20 protein-coding genes are annotated in these 21788 nt (G+C 37.0%); 9 read left to right on the forward strand and 11 right to left on the reverse strand.

The annotated features are described in order from the left end of the window. Positions 1–9 precede the first annotated feature (9 nt). The 6 genes from ND855_RS16315 to ND855_RS16340 all read right to left on the reverse strand — a co-directional run bounded on the left by ND855_RS16315 (position 10) and on the right by ND855_RS16340 (position 6202). The gene (locus ND855_RS16315; protein ID WP_135593230.1) at positions 10–333 is read right to left on the reverse strand and encodes a DUF721 domain-containing protein; all 324 of its coding nucleotides are present in this window, start codon (positions 331–333) and stop codon (positions 10–12) included. Then, positions 330–1433 (reverse strand): DNA replication/repair protein RecF, encoded by a 1104-nt coding sequence (gene recF, locus ND855_RS16320; protein ID WP_135593228.1) that lies wholly within the window; start codon positions 1431–1433, stop codon positions 330–332. Before recF ends, ND855_RS16315 begins: the two co-directional genes overlap by 4 nt. Then, positions 1433–2551: a DNA polymerase III subunit beta gene (gene dnaN / locus ND855_RS16325; RefSeq protein ID WP_135593226.1), complete on the reverse strand. Its 1119-nt coding sequence runs from the start codon at positions 2549–2551 to the stop codon at positions 1433–1435. Before dnaN ends, recF begins: the two co-directional genes overlap by 1 nt. Before the next feature lie 246 nt (positions 2552–2797). Further along, a complete protein-coding gene (dnaA, locus tag ND855_RS16330; RefSeq protein ID WP_265359204.1) occupies positions 2798–4123 on the reverse strand; it encodes a chromosomal replication initiator protein DnaA in 1326 nt (441 codons plus the stop codon). 216 nt (positions 4124–4339) lie between these two features. After that, positions 4340–5272, reverse strand: coding sequence for a hypothetical protein (locus tag ND855_RS16335; protein ID WP_265359205.1), 933 nt, complete (start codon positions 5270–5272; stop codon positions 4340–4342). Positions 5273–5278: 6 nt separating this feature from the next. Continuing rightward, complete coding sequence (locus tag ND855_RS16340; protein ID WP_135593220.1) at positions 5279–6202, reverse strand: branched-chain amino acid transaminase; 924 nt, start codon at positions 6200–6202, stop codon at positions 5279–5281. 168 nt (positions 6203–6370) lie between these two features. On the opposite strand from ND855_RS16340, the gene mnmG reads away from it, so the two are divergent. Beyond that, positions 6371–8245 carry a tRNA uridine-5-carboxymethylaminomethyl(34) synthesis enzyme MnmG gene (gene mnmG / locus ND855_RS16345; protein WP_265359206.1) on the forward strand — a complete coding sequence of 625 codons (1875 nt, stop codon included), beginning with the start codon at positions 6371–6373 and terminating at the stop codon, positions 8243–8245. Positions 8246–8718: 473 nt separating this feature from the next. On the opposite strand, the gene ND855_RS16350 is transcribed toward mnmG, so the two are convergent. After that, positions 8719–9444: a hypothetical protein gene (locus tag ND855_RS16350; RefSeq protein ID WP_265359207.1), complete on the reverse strand. Its 726-nt coding sequence runs from the start codon at positions 9442–9444 to the stop codon at positions 8719–8721. A gap of 58 nt (positions 9445–9502) precedes the next feature. On the opposite strand from ND855_RS16350, the gene ND855_RS16355 reads away from it, so the two are divergent. The 3 genes from ND855_RS16355 to ND855_RS16365 are packed head-to-tail and all read left to right on the forward strand — an operon-like array spanning position 9503 to position 11900. Beyond that, positions 9503–10246 (forward strand): RsmG family class I SAM-dependent methyltransferase, encoded by a 744-nt coding sequence (locus tag ND855_RS16355; RefSeq protein ID WP_135593214.1) that lies wholly within the window; start codon positions 9503–9505, stop codon positions 10244–10246. Then, positions 10239–11000: a ParA family protein gene (locus tag ND855_RS16360; protein WP_135593212.1), complete on the forward strand. Its 762-nt coding sequence runs from the start codon at positions 10239–10241 to the stop codon at positions 10998–11000. Before ND855_RS16355 ends, ND855_RS16360 begins: the two co-directional genes overlap by 8 nt. Positions 11001–11003: 3 nt before the next feature. Next, complete coding sequence (locus tag ND855_RS16365; RefSeq protein ID WP_265359208.1) at positions 11004–11900, forward strand: ParB/RepB/Spo0J family partition protein; 897 nt, start codon at positions 11004–11006, stop codon at positions 11898–11900. On the opposite strand, the gene ND855_RS16370 is transcribed toward ND855_RS16365, so the two are convergent. The 4 genes from ND855_RS16370 to ND855_RS16385 are packed head-to-tail and all read right to left on the reverse strand — an operon-like array spanning position 11874 to position 15520. Beyond that, entirely contained in the window at positions 11874–13694 is a 1821-nt protein-coding gene (locus ND855_RS16370; RefSeq protein ID WP_265359209.1) for an ABC transporter transmembrane domain-containing protein, read from the reverse strand. The genes ND855_RS16365 and ND855_RS16370 overlap by 27 nt on opposite strands. Positions 13695–13698: 4 nt before the next feature. Continuing rightward, entirely contained in the window at positions 13699–14169 is a 471-nt protein-coding gene (locus ND855_RS16375; RefSeq protein ID WP_135593205.1) for a YaaR family protein, read from the reverse strand. A gap of 8 nt (positions 14170–14177) precedes the next feature. Beyond that, positions 14178–14531 (reverse strand): bactofilin family protein, encoded by a 354-nt coding sequence (locus ND855_RS16380; protein WP_012390385.1) that lies wholly within the window; start codon positions 14529–14531, stop codon positions 14178–14180. Beyond that, a complete protein-coding gene (locus tag ND855_RS16385; protein WP_100725620.1) occupies positions 14531–15520 on the reverse strand; it encodes a M23 family metallopeptidase in 990 nt (329 codons plus the stop codon). Before ND855_RS16385 ends, ND855_RS16380 begins: the two co-directional genes overlap by 1 nt. A 105-nt stretch (positions 15521–15625) precedes the next feature. Here ND855_RS16385 and ND855_RS16390 point away from each other — a divergent pair, with 105 nt between their 5' ends. From ND855_RS16390 to ND855_RS16410, 5 genes are read left to right on the forward strand one after another with little or no spacing between them, the layout of a single operon-like run. Beyond that, positions 15626–16435, forward strand: coding sequence for a TatD family hydrolase (locus ND855_RS16390; protein WP_265359210.1), 810 nt, complete (start codon positions 15626–15628; stop codon positions 16433–16435). After that, on the forward strand, positions 16428–17684 hold the full coding sequence (gene serS, locus ND855_RS16395) for a serine--tRNA ligase (RefSeq protein ID WP_265359211.1): 1257 nt from the start codon (positions 16428–16430) through the stop codon (positions 17682–17684). Before ND855_RS16390 ends, serS begins: the two co-directional genes overlap by 8 nt. 30 nt (positions 17685–17714) lie before the next feature. Further along, on the forward strand, positions 17715–19208 hold the full coding sequence (locus ND855_RS16400) for an OmpA family protein (protein WP_265359212.1): 1494 nt from the start codon (positions 17715–17717) through the stop codon (positions 19206–19208). Positions 19209–19250: 42 nt separating this feature from the next. Beyond that, complete coding sequence (locus ND855_RS16405; protein WP_265359213.1) at positions 19251–20105, forward strand: substrate-binding periplasmic protein; 855 nt, start codon at positions 19251–19253, stop codon at positions 20103–20105. Positions 20106–20112: 7 nt separating this feature from the next. Then, entirely contained in the window at positions 20113–21657 is a 1545-nt protein-coding gene (locus ND855_RS16410; protein WP_265359214.1) for an alginate export family protein, read from the forward strand. The last annotated feature ends 131 nt before the right edge of the window (positions 21658–21788 follow it).

Consider the following 21788-nt stretch of genomic DNA (forward strand, 5'->3'; position numbering starts at 1 on the left):
ACGGAAGGTTTAAGACCTTGGATTTTGGAATTCATTTCCCGTTTTGAATTGGATTTTTTCCAATAAAACTGGGCTTGTGATTCGATTGATTTTTAGTAAAAGTTCCGATTTTTGGAACTCCAATTCTTGGGAGACCATAGAATGACGACAAACGACTGTCAGTTTTTTTCCATCGATGCCTTTAGGAAAACTCTGTTTTCCAAAAACTTCTCCTACAATCTCATTCCATTGTAAGCGAAGTTTTTTGAGGATTTGGTCTTGGAAAACTGTTTCACGATCTAGACCAAGTTTTTCCAGACTTTGAAACAGTTCTGAGAGTTCTACTTTTTTCATTTTTCAGTGAGTTCCTTCACTTTCCCAGATTCAATTTGGTATATTTCTTTATCAACTGTTAGGTTTCCGACATACTCATTGATTCCTTCTAAATCCGTGGTTGTAAAAAATGCCTGACCACATTCTGAAATTAGATTCACAAAGTATTCCCTTCTTTTTACATCCAGTTCCCTGATGATATCATCAATGAGAAGAACGGGTGCTTCACCAGTTGTATCACGAATCATTTGGAAACAGGCTGTTTTTAAAGCAATGACCGCACTTCGTTTTTGCCCTTGGGATCCAAAACCACTTAAGTCTTTGTCATCAAATCCTATTGGTAAAGTGTCACGGTGGTTTCCACAACTTGTGTATCCTATTGCTTTGTCTTTTCGTAAGTTATCGAATAGTTTTTGTCTATGTTCTTCCTTCGAAGATACATTTGGTTTATAGGTAAGATAAAATGGATCTTTTCCGGAACTGAGTTGTAAAAGATTTTGGTGGAAGTACCCTGCTAAAGTTTCAATGGTTTTTGTTCGTATCTCACGAATTTCTGCATCATGCTCAATGATCGGTTCATCCCAAATACCAATTTCACGATCACTTGCATTTTCTCTTTTTAAAGCAGCATTTCGTTGTTTTACCAATCGATCATATTCAATGAGTTGTTTTAAATAGTAACGGTTTGTAGAAGAAATGAATGCATCTAAAAATCGGCGCCTTTCCACATTCCCATCTTCAATGATGAGGATATCAGGTGGGCTCATCACAATCGAACGAAAGTATCCTACATAGTCGGAAATTTTTTTAAACTCTTCCCCATTCACTTTTAGTTTTTTTCGTTTTGTATAGGAGTGTTCAATCCCATATTCAAAAAGAAAATCATTCCCTTCTGATTCAAATTCAGCTCGGATAAAAGTGTCAGTGGTATCCCAACGTAAAAGTTGGTTTTGATCTGATTCACGAAAACTTTTTAAGTAAGATAAAAGGGAGATCGATTCTAGTAAGTTTGTTTTGCCTTCTCCATTGTTTCCAATGAAAAAGACAAGACGTGATTTGAATGTGAGTTGTGTTTCTTCGTGGTTACGAAAATTCTTAATGTAGATTTTCTTAAGAAACATTAAAGTTTCATTGGCATGATGACAGAAACAAAGTCACTGTCAGAAGGATCCTTAAACAACACAGGTGCACTGGAAGTTGTGAATTCCAATATGACTTCAGGGTCATCTACTGCTTTTACCACATCACTTAAATAATCCCCTTTAAAGGCAATAGTGATTGCTTCACCATTGTATTCAATTGGCATATTGTGATCAAACATCATGGTTCCAGGATTGGAAGAGCTGATGTTTACATTTCCTTTTGTAAAAGCCAAACGAATTTGTTTAGAAGGTTCTTCTGCAGAGATCAATGCTTGTTTTAAGAAGGTTAAAAAATCAGCTTTTACCACACGAACTGATTCTGTCGTTTGTTTTGGAATCACTTGTTCGTAATCAGGGAAGTTTCCATCAATGAGTTTGAATAGAAGTTCTACGTTTCCTGAAGAAACATAAATTTGTTCTTCAACAAAACCAATTTTTGCTGTTTCCTTTCCTTCCATCATTTTGAGCATTTCGCGAACTGCTTTATGAGGAATGATCACTCCATTTTTGAATGGGAATTGTTTTGGAAATTTACGAACAATTTTAGATAATCGTCTACCATCTGTTCCAACCACAATGAGATCCGTGTTATCTGGTTTTAAAAATAATCCATTGAATACAAAACGTGTTTCTTCAATCGCCATTGCATAAGAAGTCTTTCGAAACATTTCTCGAATGGTTTGGCAAGGGAATTCAACCACACTTGATTCTTCCACTTTTGGAATGGTTTTGATATCTTCTGAATCAATACCGTTCACTTTGAACTTTGTATCCATTTTTCCAGAAGCATCAGTGATAGTGGTTTCTGAATTTTCAGATTGTTCTGTAGTTGTGAGTAAACTTGTGTCAAAGTTTAAATTTTTAAAAATACTGGAGAGTTGTTTTGCAGGAAGGGATGCAGTCCCTTTTTCTCCGATAGTGGATGGAACAGAAGTTTTGATTGCGATCTCTAAATCCGTCGCAGATAAATACACTTCGTTCTCCCCAGTTTGGATTTTTAAATTTGAGAGAGCAGACTTGATCTCTCGGACAGAGATCACTCCATCCACTGAGTTAATTGCTTTTAGGAATTCTGTAGTATTGACAGTGAATTTCATTTTTCCTCTTCTTCTTATTTATATTATATATCTTTATATATATTATGTCGTTTCCGTTGGTTCTGTCAGTATGTCGATAAAGCCTGGAAAGTTCAATTTTTATTGAATTATGTCAGTTTTTTTCTATTTGGCAAGTGTGAATATTTATGTCCCTTTGAACAGTTTAGCAGACAAAGTTGGAACCATAAGTCCTAACTATGTCCTATCGACAGTTTATCGACAGACTTTCGCGTTGTTAGTCACAGTTTATTGAAAACTAATCTTGTGTTTGATGGTCTGAAAGAGATCTTCCCAGAGCGGTTCAGATGCCTTACGTTCTTTGAATTTATCGATCCCATGAATGACTGTTGAATGGGTTGTGGAAAAAATCCTACCAATTTGGGCTTTTGGAACATTCAAAACATCGTGAAGGAGGAGCATACAAAGATGGCGTGGCGGAATAAAGTCAGCTTTTCTACTTTTTCCGAGTAAATCCTTTCTGGCTACATTTGTCCTTTCACAGACTAAATCAATGACCATATCCGGACTAAACCCAATTCGTTTTTTATTCGTGAGAAATCGAGCTTCGGCAATTTCTTTGATTTTGTCTTCGGTGAGTAAAAAATACTCATACGCTTTTTTGTACATCACCAAATCATTTACAATACCAATCAGGGCACGGGAATCACCTTCTAATCGTTCGGCGAGCCAATGGAGTAATCCGTCACTAGCAGGAATATTGTATTCTGAAAAATTAGATTTTAATAATGACTTACGAAGTTCCAAATCATGGGATTTAATGTCGGCTTGTAATCCATGCACAAAGCGAGATTTGAGCCTTTCATGGAGAGGGAGTTCATAACTTGGTCTGTCTGATGCGATTACAATTTGTCTTTTGCGATCATATAAAAAATTAAAGAGAGCAAAAAACTCTTCTTGGGTTTTTTCAGCTCCGCCATTCAAAAACTGAATGTCATCAAATAACAAAACATTATATGACTGGTAACGAATCTTAAATGATTCCAAAGATTCCCGATTGTTTTGTCTGACAGTAAAAATGAATTCATTCAAAAACGAGGTACTATTTACATACCTAACTGTTTTCCATGGATCCTTTTTTTTGATCTCATTTCCGATAGCGTGAAGCAAATGGGTTTTTCCAACTCCAACAGGTCCAAACAAATACAATGGATTGTATTTCCCAGGTTGTTCCACGACACTTTTTGCGGCAGTGAAAGCAATTTTGTTGGAATCTGAAGTGATATAATTACTAAAAATATACTCTGGATTGAGATCAGAGTCGGAATCATCAAACTTGGATTGTATAACTTCTTTTAAAACATGTGAAGATGTTTCCGATTCCGTAAGAATGGATACTTTAAATTTATCACCAACCACTTGGTAAACAGCTTCTTCAATGAAACTGATGTATTTAGTTTCCACATGGCGTTTGATTCCGCTGGATGGAGCCATTAAGTGAACCACTTGGTTCTCCCATTTGTCAAAACGAAGTGGTGCAATGAAATTGGAAAAGTACTTGGGAGGTATCTGTTTCGATATTTCTTCTAAAATTTCTTCCCAACGTTTGTCCAAGTTTCTCCGCCCTAAATGTGAAATCGGGTACTATACTTTTAGCAAGTAGGCAGAATTCAAATGAAAAATCGGGAAACGTTCCAAACTGTTAAAAATAGTCGAACCGAATAAAAAAATTATGTCCCTTATTCTGTTTGACAGAAATTCACCACATGTTGTGTGTTAGGTGTTCTTTATTCCTTCATATAAAGATTCATTGAATCAATTTAAATTCGATTAAGTTGCAAGACGTAAAAATAATTGTGATAAAAGAACATATTCTAATGCAGGAATTTCATAATGGAGTTTCAATTTGAAGTCGAGGATGGCTTCGATTCTACCTATATTGGCTTCAAAGTTTTTTTGTCTGTATTCATAGAGTAATAACAAACAAATCATTTCTAAAAAATCAATTCCTGTGAGACCTTCTTTATTGGAACGAAACTCACCTAATTGGTCTCTCACCCAATTTTCCAATTTAAATAAGAGTATGGAATCATGGCAATGTTCCCTTACGTTTTCATGCCATTCTTCTAAAAACTCATCTGCAATTTCAAATGGATTGAGTGATCCACCATAATACAATTTTGATTCCGCGATTTCATTCTTTCTGATTTTTTTAATCTCTTCTTGTGGGAGATAATGAAACGGAATACAAACCGAACGAGATACAATCGTCTGTTTTAAATTATGAAGGTCATTGACTATGAGAATGAATTTTGTATGTGGTGGTGGTTCTTCTAACGTTTTTAATAAAGTTGTTTCAGCTTCATTGTTGATCCGATTGGCTTCTGGAAATAAAACGATTCGATAATCGGATGTATGTGGTTTATAAGGAATTCTTGCTGATAGTAACCAACGAATCGTAAACTCTTCTGGATCCTTTTCTTTTCCGATCGCAATATTTTTTCGACGAGGAAATTGAATGTAATCGGGATGCACACCTCGCATAAATTGTCTGCATGAATCACAGATTCCACAAGAGGTTCCTTCTAAACAAAGAATTTGCCTTGCGAATCGTTCTGCTGCAAGCCACTTCCCTACTCCATCAGGTCCATGGAATATGATAGAACCAGGAATTTTGGATCGGTCTTTTAAAAACGATTTTAAATACGTCAGTGCAACATCTTGGCCTGACACTTGTCCGAATGAAAACAAAGTATCAGACATTTTGTTTTAATACACCGGAGTGAGCCAATTCATGTAACTTGGTTGTTCACCACGTACAGTTTCAAAAAAGACAGATTGGATTTTTTTAGTGATGGGACCGATGTTTCCATTTCCAATCACTCTTCTATCCACTTCCTTCACCCAGGCTACTTGCACTCCCGTACCTGAAAAAAACAATTCATCAGCGATATAAAGTTCAGATCTTGCGATGTCTCTTTCTATGACTTGGTATCCCAAATCTTTTGCAATTTGTATGATACTTCTACGTGTGATCCCTTCAAGAATAGAAGAAGGAATGGTTGGTGTATGGATCACACCATCACGAACGATGAATAAATTTTCAGCAGAACCCTCTGATACAAATCCTCTTGCATCAAGAAAGATTGCTTCATCCATTCCATTTTGAACTGCTTCTGATTTAGCAAGAGCAGAGTTCACATACCCACCACTTACTTTAGATAAAGTTGGGATTTGGTTGTCTGAGAATCGTTGCCAAGAGGACACCATTGTTGTGAGTCCATTTTGTGTATCTAAATAGTCATCCAGTTTTAAAGCATACACAGTGATGTCTGCTTTTACGTCATGAAACCGTGGTGAAAGTTGTAATGCTGAAGTATAAATGAAAGGTCTTAAGTAAACATTTTGTTTGGCTTCATTTTTTCTGAGAAGGTCCAAAATGATCGATTGGATTTCTTCAGGTGTGATTTTGATTTGAAGTTGCATGATCTTTGTGGAGTTCACAAGTCGTTTACAATGTTCTGCTAACCGAAACACATATAGATTTTTTTTTGCTTCGTTGTAGTAACCTCTGATTCCTCCAAAGACACCTGTGCCATATTGGAGAGCGTGGGTTTGGACACTAACTTTCGCGTCTTCTGACGGAACAATTTTGCCTTCAAAGTATGTATACGGAAATGAATTCTGAGCCATTGAGATTCCTATCCTTCCAATCTTCTGGAGTTTCAAAATTAGAAAATGAATTTTATCTTTTTTTCTCTCGAAGCATACGCCGATGGTTTTGATATCGTTCTAGAGAGTGGTCTTAACTCTCCTTATTTTTCATAAGACATAAGAATCGTTACACTAAGAAGACATAATATGAATCCTTCCTTTTATCCCAACCAATTTGATTGTATCGTTGTCGGCGCAGGTCATGCTGGAACTGAAGCCGCTTATATTTCTGCTAAAGCTGGTCTCAAAACCTTACTCATCACAATGAACTTAGATACAATTGGGCAGATGAGTTGTAACCCAGCGATTGGCGGGATTGCAAAGGGGCATATGGTTCGTGAAGTGGATGCCCTTGGTGGACTTATGGGTAGAGTGATCGACCAAACAGGGATCCAGTTCAAGATGTTAAATACATCCAAAGGTCCTTCCGTTTGGGCACCACGTGCACAAGCAGAGAAAAAACAATACCAGCTGATGGTGAAACACCAGTTGGAAAAATTACAACACCTCTCCATCAGACAAGATACAGTTGAAGATTTGATTGTGGATGGAAACCAAGTGACTGGTGTCATCACTGGTCGTGGGTTTACGTTTTATACAAACCATGTGATCCTGACCACAGGAACATTTTTATCCAGTGTGATTCATATTGGAACTTACCAAAAAGAATCAGGAAGGATTGGTGAACCAACCACAAAAGGTTTGTCTCACACATTGGCACGATTCGAATTACGACTGGGTCGTTTGAAAACAGGAACCCCTGCTCGCGTTCACAAAAACTCGATCAACTTTGATGGACTTGAAATCCAAGACGGCGATGAAAACCCGCGCCCGTTTTCTTTCTCCACAAAGAAGATTGATCGTAAACAAATTCCTTGTTACATCACTTACACAAACGATACCACTCATGAACTGATCAAACAAAACTTAGAATTCTCTCCTATGTATTCAGGCCAGATCAAAAGTATAGGTCCAAGATATTGCCCTTCCATTGAAGACAAAGTGGTTCGTTTTGCAGAACGAGACCGTCATCAAATTTTTATCGAACCTGAAGGTTACGAAACAAACGAGATGTATCTCAATGGTGTCTCCACTAGTTTACCAGAAGAAGTACAATGGAAGTTTCTTCGAAGCATTAAAGGTTTAGAAGAAGTAGAACTCATGCGACCTGGTTATGCCATTGAGTATGATTATGTGGATCCCACAGAACTCAACCCAACTCTCGAAACAAAAAAGGTAAAGGGTCTATACCATGCAGGTCAGATCAATGGAACCACTGGGTATGAAGAAGCTGCTGCCCAAGGACTTGTTGCCGCTTATAATGTGATTCGGTCTGTGAGAAAAGAAGAACCAATTCTTTTCAAACGAAGTGAATCTTACATCGGAGTTCTTGTGGATGATCTTGTCTACAAGGGTGTGGAAGATCCCTATCGAATGTTCACAAGCCGTGCCGAATATCGACTACTTCTCAGACAAGACAATGCTGACCAAAGACTTATGCAGTATGGATATGAGATGGGTCTTGTCGAAGAGTCTTTGTATAAAGAGATGAAGGATCGCTACGCAAGAATTGAAAAAATCAAATCCCATCTTTTTGTTTCGGCAATGAAACCTTCTGAAAAACTGACCAAGGTCCTGGAAGAAAAACAGATCACCAATTATAAATTTGGTCATTCACTTGCTTCTTTTTTGAAACGTTCGGATATCAAAATCAAAGACATTGAACCAATTGTTTCTGAACTTTCGATTTTGAATGAAGATGAGAAAGCTGTTTTGGAAATGGAAGTTAAGTATGAAGGGTATTTAAAACGAGAACTGGAAACGATTGAATACCGTAAGAAGTTTTTAAACTTTCAAATTCCAACCGACTTTGATTACGCAAGTGTGAAAGGTTTGAAGACGGAAGCGATTGTTAAATTGGAAAAACATAGACCACTCAATTTGGAAACTGCCTTACATATTTCAGGTGTGGATCCATCGGATGTGGATCTACTGCTCTACCACTTAGTGGATCGTAGATAATAGAGTGATTTTACTGTCTCCCAATTACCACTTCCTTATTAAATGAATGGAAGTTTATAAACCAAGGAGGTTTCCCTTCTTGGTTTTTTTATGCCTAGAGGGACTCACTAGAGTTTTAAGTAAACGTATTCTTCAAGAGCAGTTTTGATCAAAGGGGATTCAGATTTGTTTTAAGGTTAAGAACAACCAAACCTCTCCTTTTTCGATGTGCATCCAACGAGAACAGATAATACCAGAACTGAACTAAGCTGTGATTCTTAGTTGATTGATTCAAAATCAATGAATTCTCTATTTTGATTTTTTAGAATTGATTGTTCAAAGTTAAAAGCGGGGCGAACCTCAGGACAACAAGTGATGAATTGTTTTCGAGATCTGTTTTGATAGAGAGGAAAGAACTCTTTAGTTTCATAAGACTCTCGTTGGCCTAATAATCTGTTAAGCCAACGAAATTCCATTTCAATATAATTCAAATCTTACTCATAAACAAGGACGTGTGTTTTCTCAAGGATCCAGTTGTCTCCTTGTTTCACGTGAAACGAGTGGGACTCTAAACTTCCATCCGCTTTGTATTTCAATTTGTGAACCCTACGATTCTCGCCTTGGAAGAATTCTCTCTCGACTAAGTTTCCTTTGGAATCAAATTTGAAATGAATTTCACCTATTCCCTTCTTCTTATCGTCGGTTAAATATTGGATTTGTACATTTGGTCGTTTCGGATCAATTTCAAAGCGAAAGGATTCAGTGTCTTTGGTTTCTAAATTTTTACCTTCGGCAGCAAAGACGTTTCCTTCTCCATCGCTCTCAATGGAATATACCATTACAAGTTTACCTTCAGCATCTTTAACATTCATCTTTTTCAATGCACGACCTTTAAATTGAAAGTCCTTACGTTCAACAAGGTGACCGCCATTATCATACACTTCTTCACTTGTTAACAATCCATCAGTGTAACGGAAGGTTGTCTTACCATCACCCTTCCCTTCTTTGTCTGAATAAAATTCGGAGATTAATTTTCCATCTGAGTTGTATTCATATTCTGCGACATAAATCACTTGGCCTTCGGCATTACGAACGATCTCTTTGTTCGGAACTCTTTTCACTTTTTTAAAGAGGTAGGCATCTTTGTGGGACCATTTGCCTGGAGTATAACCTAAGATTGGGAAGGATAAGATGATGAAAAAAATAAAAATTCGAAACATGGAAATGATTTCTCCTACAGGAGACATCGGCGAAATTCTATAAAACGATAATACGATTATGTCAGAAAAAACCATCCAAGAAGAAATCCAAACAATCATTCCCGAACTCTTTCCATTAATTGAACCAGAATTTGATTGGGAACTTTTGAAAAACTTTTATGAGTTTTTAAAACGAGATAATGAGAAAGGAGGATTCTTTTCCAGAAATGATTCGGAAAAGATTCTAGAGAGACATATTATAGAATCGATGATCTTTGTTTGGAAATTGAAAACTACAGGATATGTTTCACGTGAAACAAATGTAGCTGATGTCGGAACAGGACCAGGACTGCCAGGTTTCCTATTTGCCCTTTTGAAAAAAGCACCGCATGTCTTCCTAGTTGATTCTCAAAAACGAAAGTTAGCTTTGTTGGAAACGGAAGTCACGTCTGGAAGTCTTTCTAAAGTTTCAAAACGAGTTGAGTTTATCTATGCGCGCACAGAAGAGATCAATTCTAATTTTGATGTGGTCACTTCTAGAGCAATGGTTCCCTATCCTTACATCGCTGAAGTCACATCAAGAATGGTAAAACAGAAAGGAATCTTATGTCCCTTTCTGGCGCAACCGTATCAGGATATAGAAAAAGAAACAGAAGTTCTCTCGAATAATGGGTTTGTGATGAAAAAAGAAATTCCCATTCCTGAATTAGAGTTTGTTGGAAAGAGACATATCAAAATACTGCAAAAGAATTCACTTCCGAAAAAGGGATACCCCCGTGACTGGAAAGAAATCGTAAAGGAGACAAAAAACAAGAATGGGTAAAATCGTATCGATCAGTAACCAAAAGGGCGGCGTTGGAAAAACAACGACTGCGATCAACTTAGCATCCAATCTTGTTGATCTGGGAAAAAAAGTTCTTCTACTTGATATAGACCCACAGGGTAATTCAGGATCTGGACTTGGTTTAGAAGTACAATCACTGAATAAAACAACTTATGAAGTAATGATCGGAGAGTTATCAGCAAGAGAGGCGATCCAAAAAACTTTTGTTCAAAATCTAGATATCATTCCATCGAATATTAACCTTTCAGGACTTGAAGTAGACTTTCTTGGAATTGAGAAAAAAGAATTCAAACTCAAAGATGCTCTTGCTTCCATCAAAGAATCTTATGATTATATTTTAATCGATTGTCCCCCTTCTCTTGGTGTCTTAACCATCAATGCGCTTTGTGCTTCTCAATCAGTGATGATCACTTTACAAACAGAGTACTTTGCACTCGAAGGACTTTCACAACTTATGAGAATCATTTCCTTAGTGCAGTCACAATGGAATCCTTCTCTTGCTCTTGAAGGTGTTCTTCTTACGATGTATGATAAGAGAACTAACCTCGCAAACCAAGTTGCGGATGATGTTAGAAACTATTTCAAAGAAAAAGTTTATGAAACTGTCATTCCTCGTAATGTAAAATTATCAGAAGCTCCTTCCTTTGGAAAACCTATCAACTACTATGATCCTGATGGCGTTGGTGCAAAAAGTTATAAAAGTTTAGCGGAAGAAATTGTAGGGAGGGCATAAGGTATGGCACTCGGCAAAGGAAAAGTATTAGGGAGAGGACTTGGAAATTTAATACCAGTCAATGAGAACAATGTTGAAATTTCTAAGGACGAACAAACGGGTCTTAGAGAAATCAAAGTTTCTGAAATTGCACCAAACCCTCATCAACCTAGAAAACAATTTTCAGACGCATCCATCCAAGAGTTATCGAATACAATTGTCGAACATGGTGTGATCCAACCGATCGTTGTACAAAAAAATCCATCTGGTTCGGGTTTCCTTTTGGTAGCTGGTGAAAGAAGATTGCGTGCGTGTAAACTTGCAGGTTTTGCAAAGATACCTGCGATCGTTCGTGATCTTTCCGAAGCGGATATGATGGAACTTGCCCTGATAGAAAATATCCAAAGGGAAAATTTAAATCCAATGGATGAGGCTTTGGCTTACCAAGCCATAATCGACAAACGAGGGTTAAAGGTAACCGACCTTGCCACTCGTGTTGGAAAAAATCGGGCTACCATCTCCAATTTGATCCGACTCCTTGCATTACCGAAACCACTACAAGATTGGGTAAAGGAAGGGAAACTTTCAGAAGGACAAGCTCGCCCCCTACTTTCAATTCCCGACTCTAAAAAACAATTTGAAGTCGCACAGAAGGTAATCATTGAAGGTTGGAATGTTCGCGAGGTGGAAAACTATGTTTCCAATCTGTTGAACCCAGAAAAAAAATCCAGTTCCCTAGCAAGTGCATTGGACAAACGTGATGCGAGCATTGTGAAACTGGAAACTAAGTTAAGAAACAAATTTAGTTCTAAGGTAGAAGTGTCTCATAATGAAACCAATGGCAAAGGTAAAATTGTTTTTTCCTATGCCAACCTAAGTGATATGGAAAGAATCTTAGAGCAACTCGGTGTGAAATTGTAATTTCGCCAAACGTTCATACAATTCACTTGTTCGTAAGAGTTCGTCGTGTGTTCCAACGGACTCAATTTCTCCTTCCTTAATCACAACAATTTGATCTGATTTCACAACTGTCGAAAGACGATGTGCTATCATAATGGTTGTTCTTTCTTTCACTAAAAAATCCAAAGCTCTTTGGATCATCTGTTCGGATTCTGAATCAAGCGCTGATGTCGCTTCATCGAGTAAAAGAATTCTTGGATTTCGGAGGATGGCCCTTGCAATTGCTATCCTTTGTTTTTGTCCGCCAGATAATCTAGTACCCAAGTGTCCCAGGTTTGTATCAAAACCATCTGGTAACTGGTTTAAAAATTCCATCACATAAGCATTTTCTGCTGCTGTTTGGATTTCTTCGAAACTTGCATTCGGTTTTCCATAGGCAATATTCTCTCTTAGGGTTCCACTGAATAGAATTGGTTGTTGGGGAACAAATCCGATGAGGGAACGTAAGTCTTCTAATTCTAAATCTTTGATGTTGATTCCACCGATGGAAATGGAACCGGAAGTTGGATCATAAAAACGAAGGATGAGTTCAAATAATGTACTCTTTCCTCCTCCTGATGGTCCAACAAGTGCTGTGGTTTTATTGGCAGGAATTTCTAAATTGATTCCTTTGATAGCCTTTGTCTCAGGACGAGAAGGATACGAAAATGTTAAATCCTTTAAAAGGATCGTAAGTCCATTTTGTTTCCCTGAACCGTTTTTGAAAACTACAGAGTCTTGGGAATGGAATACCTCTGAAATAGGTTTTGCAAGAATTGGATCTTTGATTTCAGATTCGGATAACAAAAGTTCCATGAGTCTTTCTGTTGCACCTGCTGCCCTTTGTAAATCTCCTAGAACTTCGGATACGGCTCCAACACTGTTTGCAACCATGATTGCATAAAAGGAAAACGCAATGAGTTCTCCCCCTGTGATTTTTCCTTCGAGGACATCTGTTCCACCAACCCATAACATAAAACTAATTCCAGTTAGAATGAATAAAATGACAGTTCCGATGAGAAGTGCCCGTTGTCTAATTCTGGCAACTGCAACGGCAAAAGCATCTTCCACTGTTTTGGAGAATACATCGATATCTACTTTTTGGTGGTGAAAGGATTGTAAGATTTTGATGTTGAGAAGAGATTCGCTTACATACGTTCCTATATTTGCAATTTTATCCTGAGTGTTTCGGGAAAGGTTTCTCACTCGTTTTCCATAAAAGAGAATGGGAAACACAATGAAGGGAACACTGACAAGAACTATCATTGTGAGTTTTGCATTGGTGATAAAAAGAAAAATAATCCCACCCACAAACATCAAAATATTTCGTAATGCAATCGAGGCGGAAGAGCCGATTACAGTTTGGATGAGGGTGGTATCGGTTGTAATTCGGGATTGGATTTCCCCAGGAGAGTTGGATTCAAAAAAACTAGGATGGATGAAGATGATATGTTTGAACACATCTTTACGAATGTCAGATGCGACTCTTTCCCCGATCCAGGAAACCGTATAATGACGAATGTAAGTTCCAATTGCGAGAAGGATTCCTACTAAGATGATGAAGACAAGAGCATAACCTAATTCTTGTTTGGATTTTGCAGAAAATCCTGCATCTACCAAATGGCGTAATCCTTGGCCAAGACCCAATGTCACACCCGCTGTGAAAAGGAGTGCAAACGAAGAGAGGATCATTTGGATTCGGTATGGTTTTAAATAGGAAAAAGTTTTAGAAAGGACTCGGAGGTTTTTTGACTTAGGTCGGTCGGGTGTTTGCAAAGAATTATCCTTTTAGATCAATGAGTAGACCTCTGATTTCATCTAATTGTTTCAAAATTACAAAGGCACTGTTGTTGGGTGAAAACATGGTTTTAGCCAAAAGATCCAATTTTTCATCCACTACCTTCACATAACGAACGTCTTTTTGGTCATTTCGTCCGCGTTGGGGTGCTTGCATTACTTTGTAGTTTTTTTTGAGAATGAGTTCTGCTATTTGTTTGATATGCTTTTTGTACGATTCGAGGTTTTTGTGATTGGGATCTTTGATTAGGTCTTTTTCCAAATCAGGTAAATCTTTCCAAAGTTCATTCAGTTCTCTTGTTTCTTCTTTTCCAGAAGGGACAATCGATTCTAAGATTTCTAAAAAACTTTGTTTGGCTTCATCGACGGGCGCAAGGGAAGAACTTAGTTTTTCTTTGGAACCTTTTTTTGCCTGAGTCGAGACCGACTTAGGGTTGTTGTTTTGGATGATCATAAACCCGCCTAATGACGAGTGGGGTTAATTGTACATTTCCCATGGAACACTACACCTTCTTCAACGATGAGGCGAGGAGTGACAATGTCCCCTTCTAATCGACAACTTGAAAGTAGTGTTACACGTTCTGTTGCATAAATATTTCCGCGGATTTCTCCACCAGCCACCACAACTCGTGCTTTGATATCAGTATCGACGATTCCGGACTTTCCGATAAGGACCTTTCCTGTAGTTTCTAGAACTCCACGGAATTTTCCATCGATACGGATAAGGCCAGGAAACTTAAATTCACCAGTGAATTCAGCCCCTTCTCCGATGATGCTATTAACTAAAAATTCTTCTTCTGTTGATGGATTCGACATTATTCTTGGATTTGGTTGAGAAACGAAAACGGATTCAACGCTTGGGTACCAACATGTACTTCATAATGAAGGTGGTAAATCGGATTTTCAGGAGATTTTCCGACATATCCCAGAATGTCACCCTTTGAGAGTTTTTCGTTTTTCTTCACACGGATTCGATCTAAATTTGAGTAGATCGTTTTCCAACCAAATCTGTGGGAAATTTTTACATAATAACCAGTCGCTGGTGAGTAACCAGTATCAAACACTAAACCAGGTGCCGTAGCAATGACCTCTGCTCCTGGGAAAGAGCCAATGTCCAAACCACGATTGATTTCTTCTTTGCCAGTAATTGGTGAAATGTACTTTCCAAAGGGAAACAATACATACCCTTTTGTGGGCCAAATCGATGGTGTGTTTTTGATAATGCTCTTTCTTTTTTTGATGAGTTTGATGATTTCTTCAGAAAGCTCTGAAGATAATTTTAAATTATGAATGTCTTCTTTAATGCGAAAGGATTCATCTGTAATGTCAGTTTGAGGTGTTCCTTGGAGTGCAAGGAATTGGCCCGCTTGTCCACCCATCCCTTTGGATACACGAGATGGATCTCCACCTAATTTGATATAAAGATTAGAAATACGGTCATAGTAGTATTGGATGGTTTCATGAAGAGAGTTTACCTCTTCTTTCATCTTTGATGATTGTCTAATAAAGTCTTTATTGGTTAAATTGAGTTCAGTGAGTTGGTGGATGGATCCACTATGTGATAAAACGTTCACCGCACTGATGACAAGTAACACAACCATGATACCAATGAAGATAGAAATGGCTTTGTAAGAGATGACAAAGTTGATGGTTTTTCGGTCAGTATGAGGAATGACCATAATAGTCAGTTTTTCACGACCTTTTTTGTCCAAATCTTCGTAACGTTGGGACAACTTAAGCTTCCATTCCTGGACTTTATACCGAAGTCGGTAAAAAATTAAATGTAGTCTTTGTTTTACTTCCACGTTCGTTATAGACCTACGATGATTTAAACAAAAGTTAATCTACCCACTATATCTTTCGATTGAATTTTCATTTTCATCCAGTGGAAATTACAAATCTTGCTATTTATGGGATATTCGTTGATCGACACACATTGCCACTTAGACATAATTCGAGAACAAGGACAAAGTATCGAAGAAACCCTGGAGAAATCCCGAATGGCAGGAGTAGACCAACTGGTTCAAATCGGTATTGATTTGCCAAGTTCAAACGAAGCTGTTCGTATATCAGAAACCTATTCAACTGATGCGTTAAAAATTTCTTATTCAATTGGTTGTCATCCGACGGAAACGCATGAGTTTCCCAATGCAGAACAAATTTTAAATTTAGCCAAATCCCGAATGAATGATCCTAAGTTTGCAGCGATTGGTGAAATTGGTGTGGATCTTTACCATGACGCTAGCACTCGTTCCCAACAAAATGATGTATTGCGAAAGTTTTTGGATTTTTCTTCAGAGTACCAAATGCCCGTTGTCATCCATTCACGAGATGCTTTTCAGGATACGTATGAAGCATTAAAAGAATATAAGACAAAAGCATTTGGAGTGATCCATTGTTTTACTTATGATTATGAAGCGGCAAAACAATTTGTCGATCTTGGGTATTATATTTCTTTTTCAGGAATTGTTACTTTTAAATCGGCGGTCGATATCCAAGAAGCTGCCAAAAAAATTCCACTCGAATCCATTTTGATTGAAACAGATGCACCGTTTTTATCACCGATGCCTCATCGTGGAAAAAGAAATGATTCCTCACATTTGCCCTTTGTATTAGAGAAAATGTATTCATTAAGAACCGAACCTAATACAGAAGTAGCAGAACGTATTTATAAAAATTCACTAAAATTTACAGAAAGAAAGGCCTATCACCATGCTTGATATCAATCGTATTGTTCAGAACCCAGAAGAACTACTTTCCACCTTACAAAAACGTGGTGTTGTCTCTACTGACATAGAAGCAAAAATCAAAACCGTTTCTGAAAAACAAAGAAAATTAAAATTAGAAGTAGAAGAACTCCGTGCGGAACGTAACCGAGTTTCTAAAGAAATTGGAATTCAAAAATCGCAAGGGAAAGACATCACAGAAATATCTAATGCAATGAAAGGAGTTGGAGATCGCATCAAAGCAATCGAAGAAGAACTTTCAAAAGAAGAAGAATCTTTACATGAACTGAATTTGGGACTACCTAATTTACTAGATCCTTCGGTTCCAGAAGGGAAATCGGAAGAAGACAATGTTCTCGTCAAACAATGGGGTGAGATTAAAAAACACTCTTTTGAGGCAAAAACCCATTTTGATATTGGTGAGAAACTAGGTATTTTTGATTTTGAGCGTGGGGTCAAACTTTCTGGTGCAAGATTTTACACTTATCACGGATTAGGTGCGAAATTAGAACGTGCATTAATGAATTTAATGCTTGATACCCACACATCTGAAAATGGGTATGAGGAAATGTGGGTACCTGTTCTTGTGAACGACGAATCCATGACGGCTACTGGCCAACTTCCTAAGTTTGCCGAAGATTTTTATCGATTGGAAAAAGATGGATTGAATCTCATTCCAACAGCAGAAGTGCCTCTTACGAATTATTACCGCGATGAAATCATCCAAGAAAAAGAATTACCGATCTCTGTTTGTGCCCACACATCCTGTTTTAGAAGAGAAGCTGGATCTTATGGAAGAGACACACGTGGGTTAGTGCGAGTTCACCAATTCCAGAAAGTCGAACTTGTTAAATTTGTAGAACCTGAGAAGTCAGTGGAAGAACACGAAAAGATGTTAAAAGATGCAGAATCCATTTTGCAAAAATTAAATCTACCGTATCGTGTGATGTTACTTTGTAGCAAAGATATGTCGAGTGCTTCCTCCAAAACATATGATATCGAAGTTTGGATGCCTGGACTTGGGCGATTTATGGAAATTTCTTCTGTTTCGAACTTCAAAGACTATCAAGCAAGACGAGGAAAAATTCGATACAAGTCAAAGGAAGGAAAAAACCTGCTCGTCCATACTTTGAATGGTTCTGGTCTTGCGATCGGTCGAACACTGGCAGCAGTGATTGAAAACTACCAATTAGAAGATGGAACCTTCCAAATTCCGGATGTGTTAAAACAATATATCCGATAAGAATTTTTGGGCAGATGACCGAGGTGTCAAATGCCCAATCAACTCACTCACCTAAATTTCGATTTTGCGATCAAAAAACAAAAATCCATTATAAGCATTAAATCTGGTATTAAACGTAAATCGGTTAATAACTTTGGATGTGGAATTAAACGAATTAGAATTAACTTACCAACGAAGGCGTTTAAACGAGCTACAAATAACGCATCATTTTTTATTTTTAAACGTATTACGAATCAATCCCCTCAATTTTTTCATAAACAAAAACTCATCCAATGGACGATCGGTTTATTTTTATCTCTTTTGGCTTCATCAGTATTTGCCCAAACAAGGGAAGGTGAAGATACTTTAGTTGTGAGTCCGATCAAAGGCCCTATCAATTCAGAGTTTCAAGAGTTTGGTCCAACCATGACCCCAGATGCAAAAACTTTATATTTTTATTCAAAACGATCAGAACGCAGTTATACCGAAATTTTTAAATCAGAACGAAAGAAAGATGGAACATGGGATTTTCCTGAAGAAGTCAGTGTTTTAAATTCCCCTTTTGATGACCAGAGTCCGTTTATAACTCGCGATGGGAAAATGATCCTTCTTTCATCAAATCGAGATGGTTCCATTGAAGTGATGTTAGCAGATGGTAAAGTCGGTATTTCGAGAGATTTGTATGTTTCCAATTGGAACGGAAAAACATGGTCTGTTCCTACTGCTTTACCTTCTCCAATCAATACAGAGGAAATTGAAGAAAATCCGCATTTGTTAGGTGATACTCTTTTATTCACTCGTTACCCGTTCGGAAAACCAAACTTAGCAAAAATTTATTATAGTCAGATTAAAAACAATCAGTGGACAAAACCAAAACTTTTGCCTTCACCAATCAATGACCAACATGCAACAATTGCTGCTGCTTTTAATGATGATGGCAAAATACTTTTTTTCTCATCCAACCGTCCTGGTGGATTTGGCGGATTTGATTTGTATATGGCAAAAATAGAAGGGGAAGAATTTAAGGATGTTGAGAATTTAGGAAGTCCTATTAACTCCTCTGAGGATGAAGCCTATATTGTGTTTCAGCAGGTGAAAAAAACCTTTCTATTCTGCCGACGAGTGGAAGGAAAATCATTTGATATTTTCACCGCATCAGTTCCTAAACAAGAAAATTTAGTGCAAAAGAAATTAGAAGAAACAAAAAAAATTTCTCTCGATTCTGTTTATTTTGAAAGAGCTTCATCTATTTTAAAACCAGAATCATCAATTTCCTTAGATTCAATCGTTGATTTCCTTCATGAAAATTCAGATCAAAAAATGAAAATCATCGGACATACTGATTTGACAGGAACTTTTGAGGACAATATGATTTTGTCAAAAGAAAGAGCTGAATCCGTTAAACAATATTTAGTATCTAAAGGTGTTGATGCTAACCGGTTGGTGACAGAAGGAAAAGGACCCACACAACCGATGGTGCAGGGAACAGATGAAGCACCTTCGAAAAAAAATCGACGAACAGAATTTGTCTTACTAAATCCTTAATTTTTCCTTGCCGTTTCTATTTCCAAAAAGAAGGTTAATTGGATGTTCCCTAATTACCTTCGAATTGTTTGGAAAATATTGGTCGCCATTCTATTTGTCCCAACATTGCTTATGGGACAATCCAGTCCAACTCTGGAAAAAATTAAAAAAACCAAAACTTTAACGGTATCCGTTAATGAATTTTACGATCCATTTTATATTGAAAATCCCAATGAAGGTTATCCAGGATTAGATGTTGAATTGGCTCAAGAATATGCGAAATTTTTAGATGTTGATTTAAAAATCATTCCCTTACGAACGTTTGATCAACATGCTCGTATGTTAGAAAAAGGAGATAGCCAAATAGCAATGGCTGGAATCTCTTCTTCGATTAATCGTTTCCGAGATGTTTATTTTACAGACCCATATTTAATTTCGACACCAGCTGCCTTGGTTAATCGTACAGCACTACCGCCAGAACCGGAAGGGCAAATTGTAACGGTACAACTTTTTAGAAATTTAAATGATTTAACAAACATTACAGGAATTTCGTATTCAGTTTTAGCAAATAGTTCCAACCATCAATTTTTACGAGAAGCATTTCCAAAGGCACAAGTTTTTTCTTATTTCACAAATGAAGCTGCCTTAAACGAATTAAAGAAAAATAACGTAAATGCATTTGTTGCTGATTCTTTTTACATCCAAGCATTACTACAAAAAGATTCTTCTCTTCGAGCTAATTATTTACCAATTTTAGGTGTGGTCCAAGAAGATCACATCAGTATGGCGATTGCTAAAAGAGACATTGAATTTCTTTATAACCTCAACTTTTTCATTAAGGAACTAAAACGGACCGGCAAAATCCAACAGTTGATTAACAAATACTTTAAATCTAACAAATGGGTAAAAAAAGAGTAATTTGAAAATGTTCACTCGTTTACTTACTATCTGTATTTTGTTTTTACTTCCATTGGGATTTTTATATTCACAAGAAGAAGAATCTCAAAGAACAATTATGAATTTTAATGGTTCGTTTCGTGTTCGAGCAACGAATGTGGGACGAGATGTTTTACTTGAACGTAAAACGCCTGTAACACCAATCACAAATTTAGAAAAGGAAAATGCAGAACGATTACAATCCGAACAACAAACAGTTCAAACTGATTTAGAGAGAAGGCAAAAAGGATTACCAAGTCAAATCACACCTCGTAAAGAAGATGTGAGTTATTACGATTCACGTTTCCTTTATAATATGAGCTTTTCCGCAAACAAATATGTGGAAGGGATTTGGGGGATGCAAGTAGGAGATATTCCTTTTGGAGGTAGAGGCTTAAGGTCAACAGGTCCAGATGGATTTGATCCTGGTTTAGTTGGTCCAGGTTCAGGTGGGGAACGTGGTCGAACTGCTGCTGTGAACGTACAAACTAACTTTTTATATTTAAATTTTAGAATTCCTGAATCAGGATTATTCATCAAAGTCGGACAACAATTATTTAGTTCCGCACAAGGTCGTGTTCTATTTTCTACAGGAACAGGCGTTAGTATTCTGAAAAATTTCCAATTTTTAAGGTTATCACTAGAAGGAGGTATCCTTAGAGCAAGAGACCAAAGTTTTTTAGATGTAGATAAAAATGGTTTTGCTGATAAAAATTATCAGAGTTCAAATATCTACTACAACCGTTTAAAATTCGAATACTTTAGGAATATCAGAAATGAAGTGTATGCATACTTTTTGGATGATAATGATAAATCAGATAATGAAACAGCAAGGCTTGCTTGGTATGGTTTACATAATGAATTTAATTTCCAAAAATTTTCATTCATTGTGCATGGTATTTTGAATACAGGAACTGTAAAAAAATTAAAACCCATCAACGATTCAAATGATGTAACCATTTATAACACAACCCAAAGACACTTTGTAAAAGGTGGTATGTATGATTTTCAATTTACATACCGATGGAATGAATCTTTAAATTTTAACCTTATCGCCTTAGGAACAACAGGACGACCAGGTTATGATGCGAATGGCCAAGAAGCAAATTTAAAAGGAAATGGTTATAGAACACTTGCACCAGGATTTTCCATCTCCAACATTGCAACGGACTTCACTGGAGGTTATGCTTTATTCAATGGATCTAGTTTTTCAGGATTGAATGAGTATGGTTTGTATTCTAATATCATCGCTTTTGGACCATATCAATTTACACTTGGTTATTACCAACTTTGGGCTACAAAATCACCTGAAATTAAAATTAACCGCGAGTTCAGTGAAAGGAATGGTTATCGCACTTCAACATACATGGGTATGGAATATAATTTCAATATTCGTTACAACGTGACTTCCGATTTTCAAATTATCTTTCGTTCGGGTTATTTTGTCGCAGGTGATGCTTTGTTTGTTTTATTAGATTCAAAATATGGGCGTGTGTTACGAGAGGCGTTTATTGTGTTTGAACACCGATTTTAAAGAAAAACGAAAACAAAATTATTCGTAATTTATGTTCAATCAAATTTCATTATCCCAAATATGTATCGATTCCCATTTATATAGTTTTAATTTATATTTCTTTAGTTGGTTATTTCGAAATTGAAAGAAAA

The sequence above is a fragment of the Leptospira paudalimensis genome (assembly GCF_026151345.1).
In the GTDB taxonomy this organism is placed as follows: Bacteria; Spirochaetota; Leptospiria; order Leptospirales; family Leptospiraceae; genus Leptospira_A; species Leptospira_A paudalimensis.

Excerpts from the sequence above, each read along its gene's own strand:
- ND855_RS16315 (WP_135593230.1), bottom strand. The coding sequence starts at position 333 with ATGAAAAAAGTAGAACTCTCAGAACTGTTTCAAAGTCTGGAAAAACTT.
- recF (WP_135593228.1), bottom strand. The coding sequence starts at position 1,433 with ATGTTTCTTAAGAAAATCTACATTAAGAATTTTCGTAACCACGAAGAA.
- dnaN (WP_135593226.1), bottom strand. The coding sequence starts at position 2,551 with ATGAAATTCACTGTCAATACTACAGAATTCCTAAAAGCAATTAACTCA.
- ND855_RS16335 (WP_265359205.1), bottom strand. The coding sequence starts at position 5,272 with ATGTCTGATACTTTGTTTTCATTCGGACAAGTGTCAGGCCAAGATGTT.
- ND855_RS16340 (WP_135593220.1), bottom strand. The coding sequence starts at position 6,202 with ATGGCTCAGAATTCATTTCCGTATACATACTTTGAAGGCAAAATTGTT.
- mnmG (WP_265359206.1), top strand. The coding sequence starts at position 6,371 with ATGAATCCTTCCTTTTATCCCAACCAATTTGATTGTATCGTTGTCGGC.
- ND855_RS16350 (WP_265359207.1), bottom strand. The coding sequence starts at position 9,444 with ATGTTTCGAATTTTTATTTTTTTCATCATCTTATCCTTCCCAATCTTA.
- ND855_RS16355 (WP_135593214.1), top strand. The coding sequence starts at position 9,503 with ATGTCAGAAAAAACCATCCAAGAAGAAATCCAAACAATCATTCCCGAA.
- ND855_RS16360 (WP_135593212.1), top strand. The coding sequence starts at position 10,239 with ATGGGTAAAATCGTATCGATCAGTAACCAAAAGGGCGGCGTTGGAAAA.
- ND855_RS16365 (WP_265359208.1), top strand. The coding sequence starts at position 11,004 with ATGGCACTCGGCAAAGGAAAAGTATTAGGGAGAGGACTTGGAAATTTA.
- ND855_RS16375 (WP_135593205.1), bottom strand. The coding sequence starts at position 14,169 with ATGATCATCCAAAACAACAACCCTAAGTCGGTCTCGACTCAGGCAAAA.
- ND855_RS16380 (WP_012390385.1), bottom strand. The coding sequence starts at position 14,531 with ATGTCGAATCCATCAACAGAAGAAGAATTTTTAGTTAATAGCATCATC.
- ND855_RS16390 (WP_265359210.1), top strand. The coding sequence starts at position 15,626 with ATGGGATATTCGTTGATCGACACACATTGCCACTTAGACATAATTCGA.
- serS (WP_265359211.1), top strand. The coding sequence starts at position 16,428 with ATGCTTGATATCAATCGTATTGTTCAGAACCCAGAAGAACTACTTTCC.
- ND855_RS16400 (WP_265359212.1), top strand. The coding sequence starts at position 17,715 with ATGCCCAATCAACTCACTCACCTAAATTTCGATTTTGCGATCAAAAAA.
- ND855_RS16405 (WP_265359213.1), top strand. The coding sequence starts at position 19,251 with ATGTTCCCTAATTACCTTCGAATTGTTTGGAAAATATTGGTCGCCATT.
- ND855_RS16410 (WP_265359214.1), top strand. The coding sequence starts at position 20,113 with ATGTTCACTCGTTTACTTACTATCTGTATTTTGTTTTTACTTCCATTG.